Below are 22,598 nucleotides of genomic sequence, written 5' to 3' on the forward strand. Positions count from 1 at the left end.
CCGCAGTACTGCACACACCAATATAATGGCAACTTAACATTGGTATCCCCTTGTGGACAATGCTTAAATAAGCCTCTTGAACTCTTAACTCACTGTACAACTGCATAAATCATGGGATTGGCCAAATATTTGTTGCTGTGTTTTTGTCTGCTGCTCAGCTTGTCTGCTGCTGGCCAGGCCAGCTTGCAACTGATTGATGCAGAGAAAACGCACAGCCTGACCGATCAAATGCGAGTTCTGGTCGATCAGGAGGGAGGTTTAACCATTGAGCAAGTCATGGCCCAGCGAAATGATTTTCAGTGGCCGGCTCAGCACAACCCCAATTACGGTTTTGCCGATAACGCGCTGTGGTTCACCACCAGCTTCAGCAATGTCAGCCAGCAGCCAGTTTGGTTGGTCGACATCAAGTACGCACAAAATGACCATGTTGATATCTACCTGGTTGCGCAGGGCAAGATTATCGCCCAGAGCAAACAAGGCAAACACCAAGCCGGTCAGACTTTTCGTTACCCCTCTTTAGAGGCAACGCTACCCTACGCTACCCGATTGGATTTGTACATCCGCGTTCAGAGTGATGGGGAGGCTCGTGTGGTGCCTGTGACCTTGTCGGCCGAGTCGCTGCATCGAAAACTACAGGCACTGGAGAATATCCTATGGGGGGTATTCTACGGTGGCTTAATCGTCTTGCTGTTTTACAATCTGACCTTGTTTATCAGCCTGCGTGATACCAGTTTACTGGCCTATTGTGTCTACATCAGCACCGTATTGATATGGCAGTTTGTGTGGGGAGGACACATTCAGGTTTACTGGCAATCGCCAGTTGCAGAATGGCTTAACCAGCACACCGACCTGTTGTTTTTAGTTATCGCGATAACCGCAGGCATTTTCACTTACAGCTTTCTTGATGCCAGGCAAAACGCACCAAAAGCCGGGCGGATCATTATTGTCTTAATAGTAATAGAAATACTGCTAGGGCTGGCGTCGCTGGGTAATTTCCTGGATGCCGATCTTGAAAACACTGTTGTTTATCTGGTGAGCATGGTGGCGGTCAGCAGCTATCTGTACGCCGGTTATGAAAGTTACGCCAATCAATTCAAACCTGCCCGTTACTTTGTGTTTGCCTGGAGTATTCTGCTTACTACGGCGCTGGCGGGATTATTAGGGCTGATAGGTTGGCTGCCCAGTAACTTCCTTACCACCTATTGTTTTCAAATGGGCGTCTTCTTGGAAACCGTGCTGTTCTCATTGGCATTAATGGAAAAAAGTCAGACCCAACTCAGCCACTCGGTGGATTTAGTTACCAATGACCTGCGCAATAATATGGAAATTATTGAAGAGCAAAACGCCAGACTGGATATTGCCCGCAAGCAAGCCATTCAAGCCAGCAAGATAAAATCACAGTTTCTGGCCAATATGAGCCACGAGATCCGCACCCCACTCAATGCCATATTGGGTTTTAGCCAGGAATTGGCCAATACGCCACTACCCACGGAAAAACAAGAACACGTAAGAATCATCAACGCCTCGGCCAATAACCTGCTGAATATCATCAATGATGTGCTGGACTTCTCCAAGATTGAAGCGGGCAAGCTGCAAATAAACAACGAGCCTTTCTGTCCCACCGAACTGCTGGAAGAATTGGCGGGCTTAATGGCTCGCTCAGCCCATTCAAAAGGACTCGAACTCATCTGCGATCTTAGCCCTTTGCCGAAAAAACTGATTGGCGATGCCGCCCGAATCCGGCAGGTGCTCACGAATCTGGTAGGCAATGCCATCAAGTTCACCCGGCAGGGGCACGTGCGTTTGGCCGTTAAAGGCGAAGATAAGGAAAACGGCTTATACGAATTGGTCTTTACCATTGAAGACACTGGCATTGGCATCAGTCGCGAAGACCGACATAAGCTGTTCTCGGCCTTCTCCCAACTGGACGGTGCCATTAATCGCGAATACCAAGGCACCGGCCTGGGCCTGGCCATCTGTCAGGAGTTGGTGAAACTGATGCGCGGCAGCATTGAGCTGTTTAGTGAACAAGGCGCCGGAACGGAATTTACTGTTAAGCTTAGAGTCAATAAACTCAGCCAAAAAATGTCGTTGTCTCCCTACAGTCGCTGGAAAGGCAAGCAGGTACTTATTTTTGATGCTTACCCACCTGCTCGTCAGGCCATGGCTCGCATGTTTAAGGCCCTGGGGGCCGTTGTTACCAGTTGTGATAGCTTCACATTTCTGGCCGCCCAAACCGATACTTTTGATTATTTGTTTTTATCCTGCCCGGAGCCGCAATGTCACACTTATCAAGCCAAACTGGCTTCCCTGGAGTCTTTGCGCGCCAAACATAAAGTATTGCTGGACAGTGCCCCTCGTCCCAGCCAGCAAGACATGACCTTAGCGATGTTTGAGCGACGTATTGCGCGCCCCCTCACCCTGGGCAAACTGGATAATTTATTGCAGCCGCCCACGCCGATACAGAACGATAATTTTACCCGTCAGCTCAAAAGCCTGCCCAAGGCCAGCGTATTGGCGGTGGATGATATGGAGATTAACCTGCGATTGCTGGCCACCTGGCTGCGGGACTCCCCAGTTGAACTGTCACTGAGTTTTAATGGCCAGGATGCTGCTGATCGCTGTGAGAAAGAAGCCTTTGACCTTATCCTGATGGACGTTCAAATGCCGGGCATCGACGGCCTGGCCGCCAGCCGAATGATTCGCAAAACTCACTTAAACAGCGGCACGCCCATTATTGCGGTAACGGCGCACGCGTTTCGCGAGGAGAAGGAAAAACTGCTTAATTCCGGCATGGATGACTATCTGCCTAAGCCAATCAATTTTGACGACCTGATTAAGTTGATTAAACGCTGGTGCCAACCCATATCACAAGAAAGTCTGGACTGGGGTCAGGCCATGCAATTGGCCAATGACAATCCTCATCATGCCAGACAAATGCTGGATGCCTTTATCCAGCAGTTACCGGCTATGCATAGCCAGATAAAGGCGGCAGCACAGTCAGAAAACCAGCCACAGTTGCAGTATTTGGTGCATAAGCTGCATGGTGCTTGCTGTTATACCGGTGTTCCCAAACTCAAAGCCCTGTGTCAGGAACTGGAAGAGCATCTGAAAACTGATCACATTATCGAAGCTCAGACCTTAATGGACAGATTCAACCAGGAATGCCTGCAAGTAGAAGAACAGGGGTTGGCATTCCTGCAAGGTGAAAGCCAAGGCCAATCCAATACGCCGGCCCACTAAGTGTTACTGATTAACTGCTTGCTGCTGGCAGGCATTAAGCAGAGCGACAAATTCCTCTTGTGATCTGTCCAATTCGGAGGCGAACACAAACAAGTCATATCCCAAGACCTCACGGATACGGATCATACGGTTGGCAAACATCGCTACTATCCCCCGGTATTCTTTGCCACTAGCGCCTTTAAAACGGTCTTTCTCCAGCAGGGTTTCGCTGTAGCACTGACCAGTCTGACAGTCTTCGCCCTGCAACAACAGTGGCCGCTGCTGCATCAAAATATTACTGGCCAGGCGCGGCGATATCACCGCTAGCAATGGCTCATAATCCTTTAACCTAATCCCCACCAACTCCATATCCTGATGGGTTAAGCCCCGTCTGACACGCGGTATACCAACCCGTTGAATATTGCTCCATTCCAGCCGCCAACTGCCAAACCGATGCAGATACTTCAGCTCCTTACGGGTGAGTTCAAAACTAAACACGGGCTCACGTACTTTCAGCCAACCAATCAAAATAGTCACCAAAGAGGCACTGGTCAGAAAAATCCCGGCCAGCTTCAACCAATCCGGCAACCACATCAGCCATAAGGCTGACAAAAACAATCCGGCGATACCAAATAAGCACAGACTAAAACCATTACGCTTAGCCCCCGCCCGAATCTGTATTATTTCCATCACTAGTGCCACCACCACATCAACAATAAGTACATAAGCACTCCCCAAATCAACGCGGCACGTATCTGCCGACACCTTACACAATCAGTGTTCCAAAGTGACCGCCAGCCGCCGGGCTTTCTTTTTGTCATAGCACAAATTCCTGACCCAAGACCATGATTACGTTATACTCCGACAATTTTCCGGGTGGCATATTCAACGCGAGGATCCAAAGTGACGTTCTGCGCGTATTAAGGCCATCAATAGTAACGAGATAAATTGATGTCAGACCAATTGAACAGCCACTACCAGCAGATCATCACACTTCTCGGTGAAGATGTCAGCCGTGAAGGATTAGTGGACACCCCCAAGCGTGCGGCCAAGGCCATGCAGTTTCTCACTGATGGTTACCACAAAACACTGGATGAAGTCGTTAATGGCGCCATTTTCGAATCCAATACCGACGAAATGGTCGTAGTGCAAGACATCGAGTTTTACTCCTTGTGTGAACATCATATGCTGCCATTTATTGGTCGTTGCCATATCGCTTATCTGCCGGAAGGCAAGGTATTGGGGTTATCCAAGTTTGCCCGTATCGTAGATATGTTTGCCCGTCGCCTGCAAATCCAGGAAGGCCTGACCAAACAGATCGCTGAAGCGGTTCAGGAAGTAACAGGGGCCAAAGGTGTGGGCGTCATTATGGAAGGCAAACACATGTGCATGATGATGCGTGGCGTGCAAAAGCAAAACTCCTCCATGGTCACCTCGGTAATGCTGGGCAGCCTGCGTAAGTCTCAGGCCACCCGTGATGAATTCCTGCGCTTGATAGGAAAGTAACGCCAGAATACTGAGCTCTCAACAGTCGACGGTCTGAGAGCTCAAGTTGCTGATTTTGATGCATCTTTGTCTTAACGGCTCGCGCTTGAGATACCAACAGAGCGGGTTGCAAAGCATTCCCCGCTCAATACTCAAAGAAACACCTCACTTACTAAAAACCTCAGCAACTTAATTTGCTGGCAGGTTTAATGGTCAGGATTCGGCCGGCGGCGTCATAAGCAATTTCCACCTCATCGCCTTTTTTCAGCTGCTGCTCCAGCCTACGGCTGTTAAGTAACTGTTCCACCAGCTGAGCGGTTAACAGCACTAATTCCTGATCACAGGTTTGCAGCCCCCAACCGTCCTCGGTATTAACTAATCTGGCCAATCTTTTGTGATGCGCCGTCACTATTTGCTGACCTTGTAGATAGCGCGCGTAATTATCGGCATGTTCAATTCGGGCCTTCTCAGCCAACACGGCTGCCAACTCTTCAGTTTGACTTTCTTCGTGCCAACGATGCACCTGGATAACCTCATATGTAGGTTGCCATTGTTGATGAAACAAACCGACATATTGAAATAGCACCAATAACGCGGCACATAAGCTCACGCCCAACGTCCAATTCCACAAGTTGTAGCTGGGCTTAACTTGTTCAGCCCTTGCTTTAGCCAACAGAAGCTGACGCGTTGAGTGAGGGGGCTTCGTCTGGGATTTACGTTGCTGATAAAGCGCTTTTAATTGCTCATCATTGTTCACGATGCTCTCCTAATCGTTGACGAAGCTGCTGTTTGGCATAGCGAAGACGGCTTTTGATGGTTTGCTGATTTTCCCCGGTGATCTGAGCTATATCCTGTACACCGAATCCTTCTTGATACAACACAAAGGCCTCTCTTTGATAGAAAGGTAAGTTATCCAGAGCATGTGAAAAGGCTGGTAGTATGTCCCCATCGGAGCAGCTTGGAGAACCTTCATCGCAGATGTCACTCTCTTCCAACACGGGATAACGCTGAGTTCGACGATATTCATCCATTAACAGATTACGCGCCAGGGTAAATAACCAGGCTTTGAACTGACCGTTACTGTGATACAGATGACGCTTTTCCATCACCTTCAGCCAGGCTTTTTGCGCAATATCTGCGGCTAAATCTGGCTCAGACAGTGTTAACAAAAAGTGATACAAATCCCTGGCACAGTTGTCATAAAGCCTGGCCAGCAAAGCCGCCTCACCACTTAGCACGTAGCGGCTCATTAATTCTTCGTTACTGAGCTCTATATGCAATAAGGATTTGATTGCGATTGTTAGCGTCATATCTCTCCTTGCCGACAAATGTACGTCCTACACCGGACGCACATGATTTACAGCCGTTACACTAAGCTTATTGGTTCAGATTGAAACTTAACAGCACAACCTGATTGGGCTGCGTCATAGCCTGACCATTTTGAATCTGTGGCTTGTATTTCCAGCGTAACAACGCCCGCCTGGCTTCGCGGTCAAATATTCTGGCCGGGCTGGACTCCAGTACTCTCACATTCTCCACTTTACCACTGGGGTCAATATCAAAGGCCAGCTTAACCCAGCCTTCAATGCCATCACGCAGCGCATCCATGGGATAGTTAGGGTCGAACCTCACCATAGGGGTCGCTTGCCCTTCTGATGCATTAAATATAGGTATTTCCCCCAGTTCACTCCCCAAATTCACATCGGGCACAAAGTCACCAATCCCCAGCTGTGTATCGTCATTCATAGGTGCCAAGGTAGTCAGTTTAGGCATGGCTTTATGCTCTGGAGGGGGTGGCAGTGGCTTTTTCTCCTGGGTGATTTGTGGCTCAGGCTCAAAAATCGCATCTATCAAAACCCCAGGGGAAGCTTCTGTAACATCCTGATGCTCTACGCGAGTCAACAGATCCATTACTACGAACAGAGCAAGTGTGATAACACTGGCCAGTAATGTGACACTCAGCGCCCTAAGCGCAACTTGAAGGGGATGAATAAAAACAACGTGGCTTTGCATGGCGTTCCTCCAATGTGATGACATAGATAAAACGCTCTGCAAAGCCAAAAGGGGTTAAATCATCTGAAAATTATTGCAGCGCCAGACTAACCCGACCTTCAGCACTAACCACCAATAAGTAACTGCGACCAAATGAGGCATCACACAGATTGATAGCAGTCCCATTCACTTGCAGGCCGCCATTGCATTGATCCACTGAGATAAACTCCGAGGCTTTGCCTATGGTCAGGGCCATAGTTTGTCCGCTGTTGTTGGCCTGCAAAGCGGTATCCGTCGCAAATAGCCTGACCCTGATATAGCCCTCTCGGTTTGACTCATACCTGTCAAACAGACTGTGGGACAAGGCCTCGCCTGACATCCAAGCCAACCACAAATAGTGCCTGTCCCGCTTTACTTTATGAGTCTCCCGGTATCCGGTCTTATCTGCATAAGGGGCATGCACATAGAAACTGACTTTGCGCCCGGCATTATGTTCATGACTGATCTGTTGACTGGCTTGCTCCTGAGTAATATGCGCTACCTTGTACTTGTCTTTAAAGGGCTCCCGCTCATCACCATCTAAGGCAGCATTGGCCATATAAAAGTCCAGCTCAAGGTGGGTTGCATTCACCAGTTGATAGTCACTCTTGTAGTAGTCACTGCCAAAGTTAGCGGTCTCCACGTCCTCACTGGAACAAGCAGACAATATGATTGCCAGCAATATTGCGATTATTCTATCCATCACATTTTCCTGTAGGTGAAAAACACCATCACCTTGCCTGTAGCGGATTTATCCACCAACGGGCTGTTCTCGATAGTTTTATCCAGCCATTCATAGCTGGCCCGGGCGCTGACACTCCACTGCCGGCTAAAGGGATAGATAAATTGCATAGACAACTGGTAATTGGTGGCCGCTTCGGCCTGATAGGCAAGTCGGCCGTATTGTGGGTCTATGTTGCTGCCAGAGATACCATACAAATAGTCGCTGTACTTCTCGCTCAGCCAACGCACCCCGCCGCCAACTAGCAACTGCACACCACGTTCGCCCTGATAAAGGGGGTGCATGTAAGACAGGTCAACGGCTGCACCTGAGGAGTTGCCTGTGACATCCTGACTAACCGACGCGGATAGGTGTTGCCAGGCAACATTTACCTGCGCGGTCACTTCACCATCCGGTGATTTATAACCAGTGAATATGGGATCCTCTGATAACTCATCATTGAAGCTAAACACACTGTCATAGGTCTCATCCCGGTAATTGAGCCCAGCAGACAGCGTAACTGGCCAGTTATCGCCACTCAGACTGTACTGGAATAAGCCATGCTTCACACCAAGCTGCCAGCGCCCGTATTCAGCGTTAATGTAAGGTAAGGTGATGTATTGAATGGGCATATCCACCCAGGGGGTATCATAAACCGCCAGCCCGCCACCAAATTCCAACGTCCAGCCCTCATCGGCCTGCACCCAACCTGAATAGATCAGCAGCAACAGCAGATTGCACCAATAATAAAAGCTCCTCATCGCGTTACACTCCTTGATTAAACTATGCGCAGCTTAGCGAGAGCATAGAAGGGCTTCATGTGACAAATGTCATGGCCGCAAGTCTCGCTGGCAAGATCGTGACATTTGCCCTATTCGAGGCATACTGGAGCTATGCGATACTGGTGTTATGAAGTTATCTCGTCGTTTGAACAGCAAATTTTTTGAACTTGGCCTGGGTTTTTTAACCTGGGGATTTATCTGCTTTTTTACCCTGCATTTCTGGCAACTGAACGATCCCAATATTCAGCATCGTCTGCCTCCGACGCCGGGTACCATTGTGCTGGTTTGCAGTTTGTTACTGCTGTTTCTGGCCGGCTATCTGTGGCGCATGTTGAGAAATGAGCTTATCTGGCTTGGGCCGCTGGTACAGTCATTATGCCTACTGTCGCTAATGTGGCTGTTTCCCAATGGGATGATTCTTATCCTGGGTATTATGTTGGTTGCACACCTTAGTGAGCTGTTTAAGCCCCTGATCTGTGTGCTTATCTGCCTGCTACTTCCCCTACTGAATTTTTTGTTGTCCCCTGCTGAGTATGGCTTGGTCAACGCCATGTTGTTCTCCACGCTGAACCTCTTTGCCCTTTTCATCGCCACCCGTTTACAAGCCGAAAGACAGGCAAAGGAAGCCAATGCCCATCTGTTAAGGGAACTCAGGGCTACCCAAAGCTTACTTTACACTACCACCCGACGTGATGAACGACTTCGTATAGCAAGGGATTTACACGATGTACTGGGACATCATTTGACGGCCCTGAGCATTCAATTGGAAGTTGCTAACCAGTTAAGCCAGGACAATGCCAGCCAACCCATCAAACGAGCACAGGAGTTAGCCAAGTTGTTGCTTGCCGATGTACGTGAAGCCGTGGCAGATATTCGTCGTGCCAACCAGCTAGATATCCAATCAGCACTACAAGCATTGATTCAGGATCTGGACGGCCTGAACATCATACTGGATGTGGCCGAGGACGTGGTAATTACCGACGCACGCGCCGCAGAAGCCTTGTTCCGCTGTGCCCAGGAAGCACTAACCAATGTGCTCAAGCATGCCAGAGCAACGCAATGTCGACTGCATTTGTATAAACGCCAGGAAATACTGTATCTGCAGATAGAGGACAACGGTCGCCATACCAGGCAAGTGGTGCCGGGCCACGGTCTGACCGGCATGCAGGAAAGACTGAATAAGCTGGACGGTGAATTAAAAATCACTGCAGACGCAGCCGGCTTCCGTTTGCTGGTCAGTCTGCCGGATAGCGCCGCATGAAAGTCAGGATCCTGTTAATAGACGACCAGAATCTGGTACGTGAAGGCATCAAGAGTTTACTGCAGTTAAAGCCTGGCCTGGATGTTGTTGCCGAAGCTGATGATGGCACAGAGGCTGTGGCCCTGACCTTGGCCCATAGGCCAGATGTGATATTACTGGATATTCGTATGCCCAAAGTGACGGGACTGGATGTGCTGAAGCAATTCAGCCAAGCGGATATTCAGGTACCTGTGTTGATCCTGACCACTTTTGATGACCACGAACTGGTGCTGGAATGCATTAAACTGGGCGCCAAAGGCTACCTGCGCAAGGATGTTAGTTTCGATGCGCTAACCAATGCCATTCTCACTCTTGCACAAGGCAAAAGCTGGCTGCAGCCCGCCGTTACCTGCCGGGTGGAAAAAGCCAGGGACAATAACGACTCCCCTACCGCCCTGATAGAGCAGTTGACGGATATCGAAGTGCAGGTATTGAGGTTAGTGGCGGCCGGTTATTCTAACCACGAAATTGCCGACGCGCTGCACAGGTCAGTGGGTACTATCCGCAATCAAGTATCCGCAATTTTGGCCAAGCTGTGCGTGCGCGACAGAACCCGGGCGGTGCTTAAGGCGCTGGATCTTGGCCTGATATAAAGGTTTCAAACTGATGTGGAAGGTAAGCGGCCAGCATACCGGACAGCGCGACATACTGGCCTAATGCCCGTGGCAGGGTTTCGGCAATAGCGTCGAGTTGCGCATTAAGCTGGGTGTTACCTTTGGCAGTCGCCTGCTCCAGGGCTAAAGGTACATTGGCAAAGGTACTGAACAGGCGCAGTAAATGACTCAGTTCCTTGGCCGCTGACACAGAGCGCTCCGCTTCCTGCTGCTGCATTTGCGTCCAGGCCTGCTGCCATACATTTTGCAAATGCTGATGCCCAAGCAGACAACCACTCATCCACTGGCTGAGGGGGTCTTCCAGGGTCATTCCCGCATGATAACAACAAGATGTCGGCAACAACCTTTGCTCATCACGCATACTCAACAGTTGGGCCTTGAAACAAGCCATCAGCGTTTCGGTAAGCTTGTCAGCCACCTCAGATGACATCTCATCACTGATTAACACCCAGGGCATCCATTGCTGTGGCGGCGGAATCTGCGGCGCGGCAGAGACCGCAAACACTAATCCCAGCACTTCATCATAACTGCGTAGCAGCTGCGGATAATCCTCACACAGCTGCTGCAGGGTTTGATAGGTCGGTTCAAATTTGCCAGTCATGTGCTGCTCGTCCTGTAACGGTTTGTACCCGCCTGCGGCTATCCAGTTGAAAAATCCTGGTGGCCGCCACTGGTGGATTCTCCAGTTGATGGCAGGTCAGGCGCTGATAATGCAGCATAAATCTAGCCAGTTGCTGTGCATCCATCCCCTTGCCACGCGTTTGTCTCAGTTTCTGCTCCTGCTCGGCACGCCAATGCAGTACGCTCTGCCAGTCGGGGGCTTGCAATACCCACAATTCATCGAGGGCGGTAAAAAAACGCTGATAATCCGTGGCCAAACAATTATTCACATAGCTTCGCCATACCCCATCAGTATCTTCACGTTCTTCCAATTCATTGATAGGCAGCACCAATTCTGCCTCTGTCTGCGACTCGGCGCCCAGGCACCAGCCCTCAACAATCAGGATATCTGCCGGACCTTCCAGCCATTCTCCTTCGGTGGCTCTGCCATCCTTACTTTTATCAAATCTCGGCAGGCTAAGTTCTTGTCCAGTGCGAAAACGACGGAGCAGCTCCAAGCCCAAACTGATATCGTGGGTGCCGGGTACACCGCGGGTGGCCAATAAAGGATGAACTTGCGTCGCCAGCCAACGCCGGTGTGACTGCGGATAATAGAGATCATCAAGGGACAGCACCGCCACCTGCAGGCCAAAGGTTTGCCCCAGTTCAGCTTGCAGATACCTGGCCAGTGTAGACTTTCCACTGCCCTGCGCGCCGTTTATTCCCAGGACATAAGGGGTCTTTAAACCGGTTAACTGCCGGGCCAGAGGCCTCCATTGCTGCCGAAATATAGCGAGCTCTGGTGTTAACCGTTCCAGACCAAGGGTTGAATCAGATAGGTCCAAGACATGCCTTCCAACAAATACTTATATCTATTACAGCAGAAATTAGCCTAATAAGTAATAACGGATTGTTTGTCGCAAAAGCACTCCTTTCTATCGGTCTAACCTTGACCTGCCAATAAGCGGAAATGTTATACTATTACCAGTTCACGATTATAGCGGTAACCCCATGAAAGTACGCTTATCCCCTATTCTGCTTGCACTGCTACCAGCATTGGGCTGGGCTAATGACAAGCCTGTCCAGAAAGACGAACATGATATTGAAACATTGGTGATCAGTGCTTCACCCTTGAAGCGTACGGTTCTGGAATCGGCTACGCCGGTATCCATTCTCAGTGGTGAAGAGCTTGCACAGAATCAGGCTGCGACGCTGGGCGAGACGTTGAAAAACACCCCAGGGGTAAACAGCTCGTACTTCGGCCCTGTCTCCAGCAGCCCGATTATTCGCGGTCTGGACGGCCCCAGAATTAAGATTGTGCAAAATGGCTTGGACGCTTCCGATGCGTCGCGAGTTGGACCAGACCATAGTGTTGCAACTGAAGTATCTACCGCTACGCAGATAGAAGTTCTGCGAGGCCCTGCCACATTACTGTATGGCAGCGGGGCAATTGGTGGGGTGGTAAATGTGGTGGATAACCGCCTCCCGCAGCAAACTCAGGATAGTTTGAGCGGCCAGGTTATGGGTTTTTATGACACAGTCGCCAACGAGAAAACCGTTTCCACCGATTTAAACGGCGGTGCTGGCAGCTTTGCCTGGCACTTGGACGCCTTCAGCCGTAAAACCGATAATTTTGAGATCCCAGGCGAAGCCGAGTTAACGCATGACGAAGACGAGCATGGCGATGAACAAAGCGGATACTTGGAAAATTCTGCTATCGACGCACAAGGTTTTACCATGGGCAGCGGCTGGATTACAGATGATTTTCGTCTGGCACTTTCTTATGGTCGGCTAGAGTCTGACTATGGTGTTCCCGGCCATGCCCATGAAGAGCATGAAACCGACGAACACAGTGCAGAAACCGAAGAAGGCGTATACGCCCGTCTTGAGCAAGACAGGTTTCAGGCCATTATTGACTGGAATAACCTAACCGGTCCCTTCTCTGCAGTGCACTGGCATAACGGCTATACCGATTATCAGCACAGCGAAATTGAAGAGGGACACGTTGGCACCACCTTCAAGAATCAAACGCTGGAATCCCGCCTATGGGCCGAACACAAGCCGCTATTCGGCTGGGAAGGGGTGATAGGCCTGCACTTCAATGACGTTGAATTCTCCGCCATTGGTGAAGAGGCTTTTACTCCTCCCACGGACAGCCAGAGTCTGGCCATGTTCGTGCTGGAAGAAAAACGCACCGGTGACTTGCTGTGGCAATTGGGGCTACGTGTAGAGAAAGTTCGCCATCAGCCGGACAATGCTTTTTTTGAAGCACTGGCCCACGAGCACGAAGCCCATGACGCTGCTGAGGAAGAAGAGGAGCACGAAATCCACTTTGACGAACAGCGTTACAACAGCGTGAGTGCCTCCGCAGGCGTGGTGTGGAGCTTGGATGAGCACCAGTCATTGGCCTTTAACTATGCTTACTCGCAACGCGCGCCTTCCGCTTCAGAAACTTTTGCTTTTGGTCCACATATTGGCACCGGCACCTATGAAATTGGTGGTGGCTTCGCCATTCACCAACACGAGGATGAATATCTGCTGGAGCAGGCCGAAAGCAAGATGGACAAGGAGGTCTCCAATAACCTTGACCTCACTTACCGTTATCACACCGATCAATGGCACGCATCGGTTAGCTTGTTCTACAACCAGGTAGATAATTATGTGTTTCAGCAGGACACCGGACTGGTGATCAGTGACGGACATCTGCACGCTCATGATGAAATAGAAGACAGCGGAGAGTCGGAAGACGGACACGCGCACGGCGAGGATCTGCCGGTATTCCTGTTTGCTCAGCAAGATGCCAAGCTATACGGATTTGAGGCCGAGATGGACTGGCACTTCGCTGAAAACTGGCGCATTGATGCCTTTACTGATTACACCCGTGCCAAGCTGGATGATGGCAGTAATGTGCCGCGCATTCCGCCACTGCGGATAGGCTCCTCGCTGCACTTTGAATACGACAGATGGCATGCTGAGGCAGGCTTTACCCATTACAGTAAGCAGGACAAATACGCTGAGTATGAGACCGAAACAAAGGGCTATACTCTGGTATCCGCCAGCGTTAACTACTACCTGCCAACCGATTTAGCAGATCTGACTCTATTCATTAAGGGAGACAACCTGACCGACGAAGAAGCCAGAGTACATTCGTCTTTCCTTAAAGATGTCGCACCGCTGCCGGGACGGGCGATCCGATTCGGTATCAAGGGCCGCTTTTAAGGCCACCCGACGATCCAAACAGGAGGATCCAACACGCGATCCTCCTTACCTTTGCAAGCCAATTTTGCCAGAGGATCTCTGCAGGATCCCCGCAATTAAGCGCATTTCTTCCAACAACATCCAAATTTAAGACACAGCTTTTTCCACAGCTTTTTCAGCCAACAGTGGATAAGTTAAGTGGCTGTACCAATTCCGGCTTGCAACTTCTCTTCGCGATAAAACATTACAAAATCAGGCCTCATCAATATGAGCTGTTCAGCAAACTTTTAACGCAAGCAATCAGCAACCGCAACCCAAGCACTCCATTGCCACATCGACGAAGAAGTAATCCACAATGTATTTATTTCAATCAGTTGGCAGCAATTACGCGATTCTTAATACAGCGATCCCGGATCCGCAGCAATACAACGATCTTAGATCGGGTTCAACACGCTAATGAATGCCGCTAAGGTGTTTCAACTTTCAGTTAGTTCCGCCGCCACCAGCCTAAGATCCTCTACAAGACAAGCGGCCGCGGGTGTCAGGCCCCCTTCAGTACGCATAGTGATACCCACCGGCCCTTTGCGGGCCAAGGCTGGTACCGGAAGTCGGCATAACTCCCCAAGTTGTTCATAGGTACGAAAGATCTGATAGGGCATGGCCGCGATCATATCGGTTTCTCGCAGTAGTGTGCGGTTGGTCAGCACGGAAACCGACTCCACTACAGGCGCAGGAGACGGTAACCCCTGATCGCGGAAATTCTGATCCAACTCGCGACGCAGATAGGTCTGCGGAGAAGGCAGGATCCAGTCTTCCTGCAATAAATCTTCCAGGCTTAATACACCACGGTTACTCAGCGGATGACCGGCTCTCGCCACTATCATAGTGGGTTCCTGGTAGAGCTCGATTGAGGTTAAACCGTCATAATCCTGATGTTCAGGGATTCTGCCGACCACCATATCCAAATCCCCCTGCACCAAATTTGGGAGCAACACATCCTGTGTCCCTTCAACTACGGTAACTGAGATATTTGGTCGTTCCGCACGCAACCGCACCAAGGCTTTAGGTAACAGGGTCAAACTGGCGGTAATTAGCGTGCCCACAGTAACATGGCCAGATAAACCGCCCTGCAAAGAAGTCAGCTCCTCACTGACATGTTTTATTTGTGAGAGTACCAACTTGGCATGTTTGATTAGTACCTCACCATACAAGGTGGGCACCACACCGCGGGATGAGCGTTCAAATAAAATTAACTCATAAGCCGATTCAATGTCTCGGATGATCTTGGTGGCCGCAGGCTGAGCCATGTTCATCAGTTGCGCTGCTTTGAAGATATTGCACTGCTCACCCACAGTCACTAGTAGTTTCAAGTGCTTTAGCTTCATGCGGGCAACCATATCGCGCTGCAATTTTTCTGGAGTCATGTTCAAAGCCTCTGTGATTTTTTATTATTCGCTGGGCGGGCACAGTTATCAGTTAAAAGCTATAGCAACATGAATTTACCAACCCTTTTATTATGTCTTACCACAGTTTCCTTTGGATAAGAAATACTCAATTTCAATTCTGGTTAATTGCCACCCTATACCCCCCACCGTGAATGAGCCTAGCGCCAGATATAACTTTTATCTTATAACCAAGTCGGTAAATTCTATTTTTGTATTATGTTAACGGTCTGTAAAGTCAATCCAAGCCTCAGCGCTGTCCTATGCAGCAATAAGAGAATCGGGAATGACATTGAGTATTTTGCATCACTACATCGACGGGAAATTTGTCGACAGCACCAAGCGTTTCGACAATATCAATCCGGTTAACGGCGTACCAATCTGCCAGGTCGCAGAAGCCGATAAAAAACAAGTTAATCAGGCGGTTATGGCCGCTAAAGAAGCGTTGCGCGGCCCCTGGGGCAGCATGTCGGTGCAACAGCGCGCTGCTTTGTTACATAAAGTCGCCGATGGGATTGAGGCCAGGTTTGATGAGTTTGTCGCTGCTGAGATGCGCGATACCGGAAAATCCCTGCAGCAGGCTTCCAGCATTGATATTCCCCGTGGTGCCGCCAATTTCCGGGTATTTGCCGATATGGTAAAAACCGCTGGCAGTGAGTGTTTTCATACTGACACGCCAGATGGCAAAGGCGCACTGAACTACAGTTTGCCCAAACCCCTTGGCGTTGTTGCTGTCATCGCTCCCTGGAATCTGCCGTTATTGCTGCTAACCTGGAAGCTGGCACCTGCACTAGCGGCGGGCAATTGTATCGTCGCCAAACCCTCGGAAGAGACACCGTCCAGCGCCACCTTACTGGCCGAGGTGATGCATGAAGCGGGGATTCCGCCAGGGGTGTTCAACCTTATTCATGGCTTTGGCCCAAATTCAGCCGGCGAATATCTCACCAGCCATGCACATATTGATGCCATCACCTTTACCGGCGAGTCCCGCACCGGCAGTGCCATTATGCGCGCCGCCGCAGAGCACGTAAAACCCCTGTCCTTTGAACTTGGCGGTAAGAACGCCGCAATTATCTTTGACGATGCTGACTTTGATGCGGCCGTCGAAGGTACTGCGCGGTCCGTCTTCACTAACGGTGGTCAGGTGTGCCTCTGTACCGAGCGGGTGTATGTGCATAGTTCCCTCTTTGACCGCTTTGTGGCGGCGTTAAAACAAAAGGCCGAGGCCATGAAAATTGGCTGGCCCACGGACGCAGACACCGACATGGGGCCACTGATCTCCTTTGAGCATCGCAACAAGGTGCTGTCTTACTACAAACTGGCCGCCGAAGAAGGCGCCACTTTTGTCACCGGCGGCAGCGTGCCCGAATTTGGTGATGAACGCGACCAAGGCGCTTGGGTGCAACCCACCTTAATTACCGGCCTGAGCGAAGACGCCCGCTGCGTTAAAGAAGAAATCTTTGGCCCTATCGCCCATATCAGCTCGTTTGACAGTGAAGAACAAGCTGTGGCGCTGGCCAACAATAGTAAGTACGGCCTAGCTGCCGCTATCTGGACTCGGGATATCAGCCGTGGTCATCGGGTGGCCAGGCAAATGGAAGCCGGCATGGTTTGGGTAAATACCTGGTATCTGCGCGACCTGCGAACGCCTTTTGGCGGGGTGAAAATGTCTGGTATCGGCCGTGAGGGTGGCCAGCATTCCCTGAATTTTTATGCTGAACCCAGCAATATTTGCATCAAGCTGTAAGAGGAAACTATGCAATCACAAGCCACTGACGCTGAACTTCGCGCCGCTATGCAATTGCGCCAAGCCCAGGAGTGCGGCCAACCCTGCGCTCCCGTGCGCACGCTGTTGGCAGACAACGATCTTGATAGTGCCTATCGGGTGCAACAGCTCAACACAGAATATTGGCAACAGCAGGGCCGCCGGTTAGTCGGTCGAAAAATCGGCCTGACATCCAAAGAGGTACAAACCCAGTTGGGTGTTAACCAACCCGATTTTGGCGCCCTGTTTGCCGACATGGCCATTGCCGAAGGCGACGAGATTCCGTTTTCCGCGGTACTGCAACCTAAAATTGAAGCCGAAGTGGCTCTGGTGCTGGAGCAGGATCTGGACATGCAGCAGCCTACCCTCGCAGATATTTTGCGCGCCACCGCCTTTGCACTCCCAGCCCTTGAGATAGTTGGCAGCCGGGTGGAAAACTGGGATATCCGCATTGTAGATACTGTGGCAGACAACGCCTCCAGTGGCCTGTATGTACTGGGTGGCAAACCAACCCCCCTTAGCCAAATAGATCTCAAACTATGCGGTATGAGCTTAAGTTGTCGCGGAGAACCGGTTTCCACCGGTGCTGGGGTAGCTTGCCTGGGTCACCCTTTGAGTGCGGCGCTGTGGCTGGCCAAAACCATGGCACAGTTAGGGCAACCTTTGCGTGCCGGCGACACCATTCTGACTGGTGCCCTTGGCCCTATGGTAACAGTCCAGCCGGGTGATGTGTTTGATTGTGAAATCAGTGGACTTGGCTCAGTGCGTGCCAGTTTCAGTGCGAAATAAGGAAGGCCCATGGACAGTAAACGACATCAGACCCTGCAAATGGCAGATATTCTGGATAAGGCCATGCTAAATAGCCAGGCAACACCCCAACTCAGCTTGGATTACCCCGAGATCGGCCTTAAGCAAGCCTATCAAGTTCAGGCAGCTGGTATAGAAAAGCGCATGAATCGCAGTGAAAAGCTGCTGGGCATTAAAATGGGCTTTACCAGCCGGGCCAAGATGCTGCAGATGGGCGTAGATGATCTTATATGGGGCCGCTTAACCAGCACCATGCAACTGGTGGAAGGTGACAGGGTAAGTATGCAGCGTTTTATTCACCCCAGGATAGAACCGGAAATAGCCTTCCGTCTGAATAAAACCCTGAAAGGCAAGGTCAGCCTGTTGGAAGCCATGGACGCGGTGGAAGCCATCGCACCGGCGCTGGAAATTATTGACTCACGTTACGCCAATTTTAAATTTTCGCTGGCCGATGTGGTGGCGGATAACTCCTCGTCGTCGGGCTTTGTTTTGGGACAGTGGTGCTCCCCCAAACAGGACATCAGCAATCAGGCCATGGTGATGGAAATCAACGGTAAGCCGGTACAGATAGGTTCATCCTCGGCCATTCTTGGCAATCCCTGGCGCTCATTGGTGGAAGCAGCGCGCCTGGCAGCAGAGTCCGATATTTGTCTGGAAGCCGGTTGGATAGTGCTGGCCGGCGCGGCCACAGCAGCACATCCGCTTTGTACTGGCGACCATGTTTGCTTGCATACCAGCAGTATGGGTCAGGTCCATCTGCATGCCGGAGAATAATATGACTAACCGTTCAACCCTGGTCAGTGGTAAAGCCACACCAAGAGGCAAGTTTCCCCACATTAAGCGCGCCGGTGATTTTTTATTTGTCTCGGGCACCAGCTCGCGCCTGCCGGATAACAGCATAGTGGGCGCAGAAGTGGACGCTATGGGCACCACCAATCTGGATATCCGCGCCCAGACCCGTGCGGTGATTGACAACATCAGCGACATTCTGGCCGCCGAAGGGGCAACCCTGGCTGACTTAGTAGAAATCAGTACCTTTCTGGTCAATATGAATGATTTTGGTTCTTACAATCAGGTATATAGCGAGTACTTCGATGCCAACGGACCAACCCGTACCACAGTAGCCGTACATCAGTTGCCACATCCGCACCTGCTGATTGAAATCAAGGCGGTGGCCTATAAGCCGCAGCCCCGTGCGGTCAAGGAGAGCTAACATGACACAACTCAAAGCCTTTAACTTCCAGAAATGGCTGGATGACCATAAAGATAAGCTGCAACCGCCGGTCAACAACGCGTTGATTTGGGAAGATGCAGACTTGATGTGTACGGTAGTGGGTGGCCCCAATCAGCGCTTTGACTACCATGTGGACCCGGTGGAAGAGTTCTTCTACCAAATGAAAGGGAATGCATACCTCAACATCATGGGGGAAAACGGCCCATACAAACTGGAGCTCAAGGAGGGTGACGTATTTTTGTTACCACCCTATGTGCCCCATTCTCCACAACGCCCGGAGCCTGGTAGCCTGTGTCTGGTTATTGAGCCCAAACGCCCAGAGGGCAAGCATGACGCATTTCGTTGGTACTGCCTGAGCTGCAACCACCTGCTGCATGAAGTGCAGGTGGAACTGAAATCCATAGTCAAAGACCTGCCCCCGCTGTTTAAAGCCTTTCAGGAAAATGAGCAATTACGCACCTGCAGTGCCTGTGGCGAATTGCACCCCGGCAAATAGGAGTTGGCCATGAAGTTAATCGACATGCATGCGCATTTTTTTCCAGCTAGTTTGCCGGACTTCGCTGCGCGTTTTAACAGCCAGGGCTGGCCACAAGTGGTGCATAAGAATGCCGAACACGCCGATATTCTGATTGACGGCAAACTATTCCGGCCTATTACCCATGCCTGCTGGGACAGCCAAAAACGCCTGGCAGATATGGATAAGCTTGGTATCGACATCCAGATTATGTGCGCCACACCGGTACTTTTTGCCTACCACCGCCCCGTGGAACAGGCGTTAGCACTCGCTGCCTGGCTGAATGACCAGGCACTGGAACTTTGCACTCCGGATAGCCAACGCCTCAAAGCCCTGTGTCAGGTCCCCATGCAGGATATCGACGCGGCCTGCGCTGAGGTTTCCCGCTGTATGGCCAATGGCCATGTGGGGGTGCAAATTGGCAACCATGTGGGTCTGAAGAATCTGGATGACGAAGGTATTGTGACCTTCTTGCACCACTGCGCCGATATTGGCGCACCTGTGCTTATCCATCCCTGGGATATGATGGCCCCCGAGCGCATGCCCAAGTATATGTTGCCTTGGTTGGTCGCCATGCCAGCCGAAACACAACTGTCGATTTTATCCCTGATCTTATCTGGCGCCTTTGAGCGTTTGCCTCGCAGCCTGAAAGTCTGTTTTGCCCATGGTGGTGGCAGCTTTCCTTATTTGATTGGCCGCGTGGATAACGCCTGGAAACACAGAGATATAGTGCGCGAAGACTGCCCTAACCTCCCCTCCAGCTATATGGACAGGTTCTATGTGGACTCTGCGGTATTTCACCCCGATGCCCTCGCGCTGTTGGTCAAAACCATGGGCGAAGAGCGGGTGATGCTGGGCTCCGACTATCCCTTCCCACTGGGTGAGCAGGTTATTGGTGAACTGGTAAAAAGCCACGATGGACTGGGCGCACAGACCAAGCAACGCATCTTGGCAGACAATGCCGCTGAATTTTTTAACCTTAATCAATAACGGAGACCGACATGCAGAACGAAAAATGGCTCCCACTGAGTGTCATAGCCGCTGCGCTAGTTGTCAGCACGGGTTTAATCGCCAGTCCTTGGGACATCAGTAAAGATACCCCGATTAACATCAAGGACCCTATGGTTAAGCGCCAGGCTGAATTGGGTGGTGACCGCACGCCGGCCAACCCAGTGCCAGGTAGTTATGGTATGCAGGCAGATGGCAGCTTTGTGCATCCCAAGGCGACCCCGGAGTCTCATGATGCCTTTCCTTTTGAAGGACAACTGGATTACTGGGATCCCAACAGCTACATCAAGAATATGAAGGTGGAAGCTTACTACCCTATTACGGTAGAGCCTTTTCATACCTGGCAGAATATTGTTGATTTCAATGGTCGCCGCTATCTCTACCAATATGTGCGCCGTGATCTGAAGATATTTGATATTACGGACCCCAAGAAAGTTGAACTGCTTCTGACCCGCGGCCACACCTGGGGTGCTAACGGCCCTGATGCGGAAGCGCAAAATCCGTATGCAGAAAACGACATGATGGGCGCCGCCAGTATCCAGTGGAGCAAAAAGCTGGGTAAATATGTGATGGTGCAGTCTTTTGAGATTCGCCGTTTCGGTTTGCTACGTGATAAATACCGCCAACCAGAAAAAGTAGAAGCTATTCGCAATGCCAATCATCTTAAAGGCTTTAAAGTTTACGAGATGAATGGCCCGCTCCCCAAAGACTGGAAACTGATTGCCGAGCGGACCACAGACATCTTGCATGCGGATGCCCCTGTTGGGCAGCAGCAAGGTTCAGGGGTAAGGGATATTCCCGCATATTTTGGCGACGATATCATGTATGTCTCCGCAGCCCCGGATAAGCGCTGGGGTCTGACCGAATACCCCAACGACCTTTACAGTGCAGGCTATCAGGCCTGGGATATGTCTGACCCGACTAATCCCAGATTCCTGGATATGCTCGGTTTGCCCGGGCAAATCGTCGGCAACCCGGAGCATGAGGCGGTATTTAAAACCGATCCACGCGCAGGTAACCGTACCTCCTGGATGGGCTCTCGTATGCCACTGTTTATTCCCAAGCCGGCTTCCCAGGGTGGTAAGTATGGTTATGGTGCCATGGGCGGGTTAGGTTTTGTAGTAGTGGATATCAGCGACCCGTCCAATATGCAGGTGATCAGTAATCTGAAGTTCCCGGCCAATATTGCCGGTACCGAAGGGGATTTTGTCGACGTGTCTCAGGTCGAAGAAACCGGTCTGGTGTATTTCAGCGGCTATCCACTCAACGAAGACTGTTACGAGCCTTATAAAGATATCCATATTATTGATGTGTCTGACCCGGCTAATCCCAAGGTCAAAGGTGTGATGCCACGCCCTAAACCGCCAGCCGATGCAGCCTTTACGGATTTTTGTCAGCGTCGTGGCAGCTTTGGTCCAAAACGCACTGGTGCCTATCATCAACCAGGTAGTCACAAAGCCGGTATTCTGCCGTTTAACTTCTACAATGCCGGCTTGCAGGTGTTTGACCTGAGCAACCCGGATAAACCGCAAATTGCGGCCTACTTTGTGCCCCCCTTTAAGGAAGATCAGGTCGCCAGCTATGCCATGGGCAATTTATCCCATTCGGTCTATGTAGAGTACGACCGCAACCTGTTCTGGTTGTTTACCAACCACGGCTTCTATGCCCTGTCCAGCCCGCTTTTGGGTGAACCCAGCTTTGCCCCCCCCAAACAGGCCTGGCCGCCAAAATCGTGAGACAAAAAGGAGCCTTATGGCTCCTTTTTAATTGAGTGGCGTGTTTTTCAGCAAAAGTGGCGAATTGTGCCAAATTTTAGCAATGCTAATTTTCCCACCCCACAAAGAAAACTATAACCATATGATTTATATAAGTTTT

General features: G+C 50.8%; 21 protein-coding genes. 12 read left to right on the forward strand and 9 right to left on the reverse strand.

All coding sequences use genetic code 11. The annotated features are described in order from the left end of the window. The first annotated feature begins 111 nt into the window (after positions 1 to 111). Positions 112 to 3,243: a hybrid sensor histidine kinase/response regulator gene (locus tag IEX02_RS03685; RefSeq protein ID WP_188690419.1), complete on the forward strand. Its 3,132-nt coding sequence runs from the start codon at positions 112 to 114 to the stop codon at positions 3,241 to 3,243. Between the two features lie 3 nt (positions 3,244 to 3,246). Here the strand turns inward: IEX02_RS03685 and IEX02_RS03690 are convergent, their stop codons facing one another. Further along, entirely contained in the window at positions 3,247 to 3,987 is a 741-nt protein-coding gene (locus IEX02_RS03690; protein ID WP_308422481.1) for a DUF2982 domain-containing protein, read from the reverse strand. Between the two features lie 186 nt (positions 3,988 to 4,173). Between IEX02_RS03690 and folE the strand changes: the two genes are divergently transcribed. Beyond that, a complete protein-coding gene (folE, locus tag IEX02_RS03695; RefSeq protein WP_188690422.1) occupies positions 4,174 to 4,728 on the forward strand; it encodes a GTP cyclohydrolase I FolE in 555 nt (184 codons plus the stop codon). Between the two features lie 160 nt (positions 4,729 to 4,888). On the opposite strand, the gene IEX02_RS03700 is transcribed toward folE, so the two are convergent. From IEX02_RS03700 to IEX02_RS03720, 5 genes are all read right to left on the reverse strand, one after another. Next, positions 4,889 to 5,464, reverse strand: a complete 576-nt coding sequence (locus IEX02_RS03700; protein WP_188690424.1) for a hypothetical protein — start codon at positions 5,462 to 5,464, stop codon at positions 4,889 to 4,891. Then, a complete protein-coding gene (locus IEX02_RS03705) occupies positions 5,454 to 6,017 on the reverse strand; it encodes an RNA polymerase sigma factor (protein ID WP_229702032.1) in 564 nt (187 codons plus the stop codon). The genes IEX02_RS03700 and IEX02_RS03705 overlap by 11 nt, the downstream gene beginning before the upstream one ends. Positions 6,018 to 6,084: 67 nt before the next feature. Then, positions 6,085 to 6,720, reverse strand: a complete 636-nt coding sequence (locus IEX02_RS03710; protein WP_188690428.1) for an energy transducer TonB — start codon at positions 6,718 to 6,720, stop codon at positions 6,085 to 6,087. A 70-nt stretch (positions 6,721 to 6,790) separates the two neighbouring features. Beyond that, complete coding sequence (locus IEX02_RS03715) at positions 6,791 to 7,441, reverse strand: hypothetical protein (RefSeq protein ID WP_188690431.1); 651 nt, start codon at positions 7,439 to 7,441, stop codon at positions 6,791 to 6,793. Further along, entirely contained in the window at positions 7,441 to 8,220 is a 780-nt protein-coding gene (locus tag IEX02_RS03720; RefSeq protein ID WP_188690434.1) for a MipA/OmpV family protein, read from the reverse strand. Before IEX02_RS03720 ends, IEX02_RS03715 begins: the two co-directional genes overlap by 1 nt. A 148-nt stretch (positions 8,221 to 8,368) precedes the next feature. Here IEX02_RS03720 and IEX02_RS03725 point away from each other — a divergent pair, with 148 nt between their 5' ends. Both IEX02_RS03725 and IEX02_RS03730 read left to right on the forward strand, forming a co-directional pair. Further along, a complete protein-coding gene (locus tag IEX02_RS03725; RefSeq protein ID WP_188690437.1) occupies positions 8,369 to 9,502 on the forward strand; it encodes a sensor histidine kinase in 1,134 nt (377 codons plus the stop codon). Then, positions 9,499 to 10,134 carry a response regulator transcription factor gene (locus IEX02_RS03730; protein WP_188690440.1) on the forward strand — a complete coding sequence of 212 codons (636 nt, stop codon included), beginning with the start codon at positions 9,499 to 9,501 and terminating at the stop codon, positions 10,132 to 10,134. The genes IEX02_RS03725 and IEX02_RS03730 overlap by 4 nt, the downstream gene beginning before the upstream one ends. Here the strand turns inward: IEX02_RS03730 and IEX02_RS03735 are convergent. Next, entirely contained in the window at positions 10,106 to 10,756 is a 651-nt protein-coding gene (locus IEX02_RS03735; protein ID WP_188690443.1) for a UPF0149 family protein, read from the reverse strand. The genes IEX02_RS03730 and IEX02_RS03735 overlap by 29 nt on opposite strands. Next, positions 10,740 to 11,600, reverse strand: a complete 861-nt coding sequence (locus IEX02_RS03740) for a hypothetical protein (protein WP_188690447.1) — start codon at positions 11,598 to 11,600, stop codon at positions 10,740 to 10,742. The genes IEX02_RS03735 and IEX02_RS03740 overlap by 17 nt, the downstream gene beginning before the upstream one ends. Positions 11,601 to 11,766: 166 nt before the next feature. Between IEX02_RS03740 and IEX02_RS03745 the strand changes: the two genes are divergently transcribed. After that, positions 11,767 to 13,974, forward strand: coding sequence for a TonB-dependent receptor domain-containing protein (locus tag IEX02_RS03745; protein WP_188690450.1), 2,208 nt, complete (start codon positions 11,767 to 11,769; stop codon positions 13,972 to 13,974). A 455-nt stretch (positions 13,975 to 14,429) separates the two neighbouring features. Here IEX02_RS03745 and IEX02_RS03750 read toward each other — a convergent pair whose 3' ends face one another. Continuing rightward, positions 14,430 to 15,377, reverse strand: coding sequence for a LysR family transcriptional regulator (locus IEX02_RS03750; RefSeq protein ID WP_188690453.1), 948 nt, complete (start codon positions 15,375 to 15,377; stop codon positions 14,430 to 14,432). A 304-nt stretch (positions 15,378 to 15,681) separates the two neighbouring features. Between IEX02_RS03750 and IEX02_RS03755 the strand changes: the two genes are divergently transcribed. The 7 genes from IEX02_RS03755 to IEX02_RS03785 are packed head-to-tail and all read left to right on the forward strand — an operon-like array spanning position 15,682 to position 22,459. Further along, positions 15,682 to 17,142 carry a 2-hydroxymuconic semialdehyde dehydrogenase gene (locus tag IEX02_RS03755; protein WP_188690456.1) on the forward strand — a complete coding sequence of 487 codons (1,461 nt, stop codon included), beginning with the start codon at positions 15,682 to 15,684 and terminating at the stop codon, positions 17,140 to 17,142. 9 nt (positions 17,143 to 17,151) lie between these two features. After that, a complete protein-coding gene (gene mhpD / locus IEX02_RS03760; protein WP_188690459.1) occupies positions 17,152 to 17,949 on the forward strand; it encodes a 2-keto-4-pentenoate hydratase in 798 nt (265 codons plus the stop codon). A gap of 9 nt (positions 17,950 to 17,958) precedes the next feature. Then, the gene (locus tag IEX02_RS03765) at positions 17,959 to 18,741 is read left to right on the forward strand and encodes a 2-keto-4-pentenoate hydratase (RefSeq protein WP_188690477.1); all 783 of its coding nucleotides are present in this window, start codon (positions 17,959 to 17,961) and stop codon (positions 18,739 to 18,741) included. Between the two features lies 1 nt (position 18,742). Continuing rightward, on the forward strand, positions 18,743 to 19,180 hold the full coding sequence (locus IEX02_RS03770; protein WP_229702033.1) for a RidA family protein: 438 nt from the start codon (positions 18,743 to 18,745) through the stop codon (positions 19,178 to 19,180). 1 nt (position 19,181) lies between these two features. Further along, the gene (locus IEX02_RS03775) at positions 19,182 to 19,697 is read left to right on the forward strand and encodes a 3-hydroxyanthranilate 3,4-dioxygenase (RefSeq protein ID WP_188690484.1); all 516 of its coding nucleotides are present in this window, start codon (positions 19,182 to 19,184) and stop codon (positions 19,695 to 19,697) included. Between the two features lie 9 nt (positions 19,698 to 19,706). Beyond that, complete coding sequence (locus IEX02_RS03780) at positions 19,707 to 20,705, forward strand: amidohydrolase family protein (protein WP_188690486.1); 999 nt, start codon at positions 19,707 to 19,709, stop codon at positions 20,703 to 20,705. An 11-nt stretch (positions 20,706 to 20,716) separates the two neighbouring features. Beyond that, entirely contained in the window at positions 20,717 to 22,459 is a 1,743-nt protein-coding gene (locus tag IEX02_RS03785) for an LVIVD repeat-containing protein (protein WP_188690488.1), read from the forward strand. The last annotated feature ends 139 nt before the right edge of the window (positions 22,460 to 22,598 follow it).

It is taken from the genome of Bowmanella pacifica (assembly GCF_014645355.1).
Classification (GTDB): domain Bacteria; phylum Pseudomonadota; class Gammaproteobacteria; order Enterobacterales; family Alteromonadaceae; genus Bowmanella; species Bowmanella pacifica.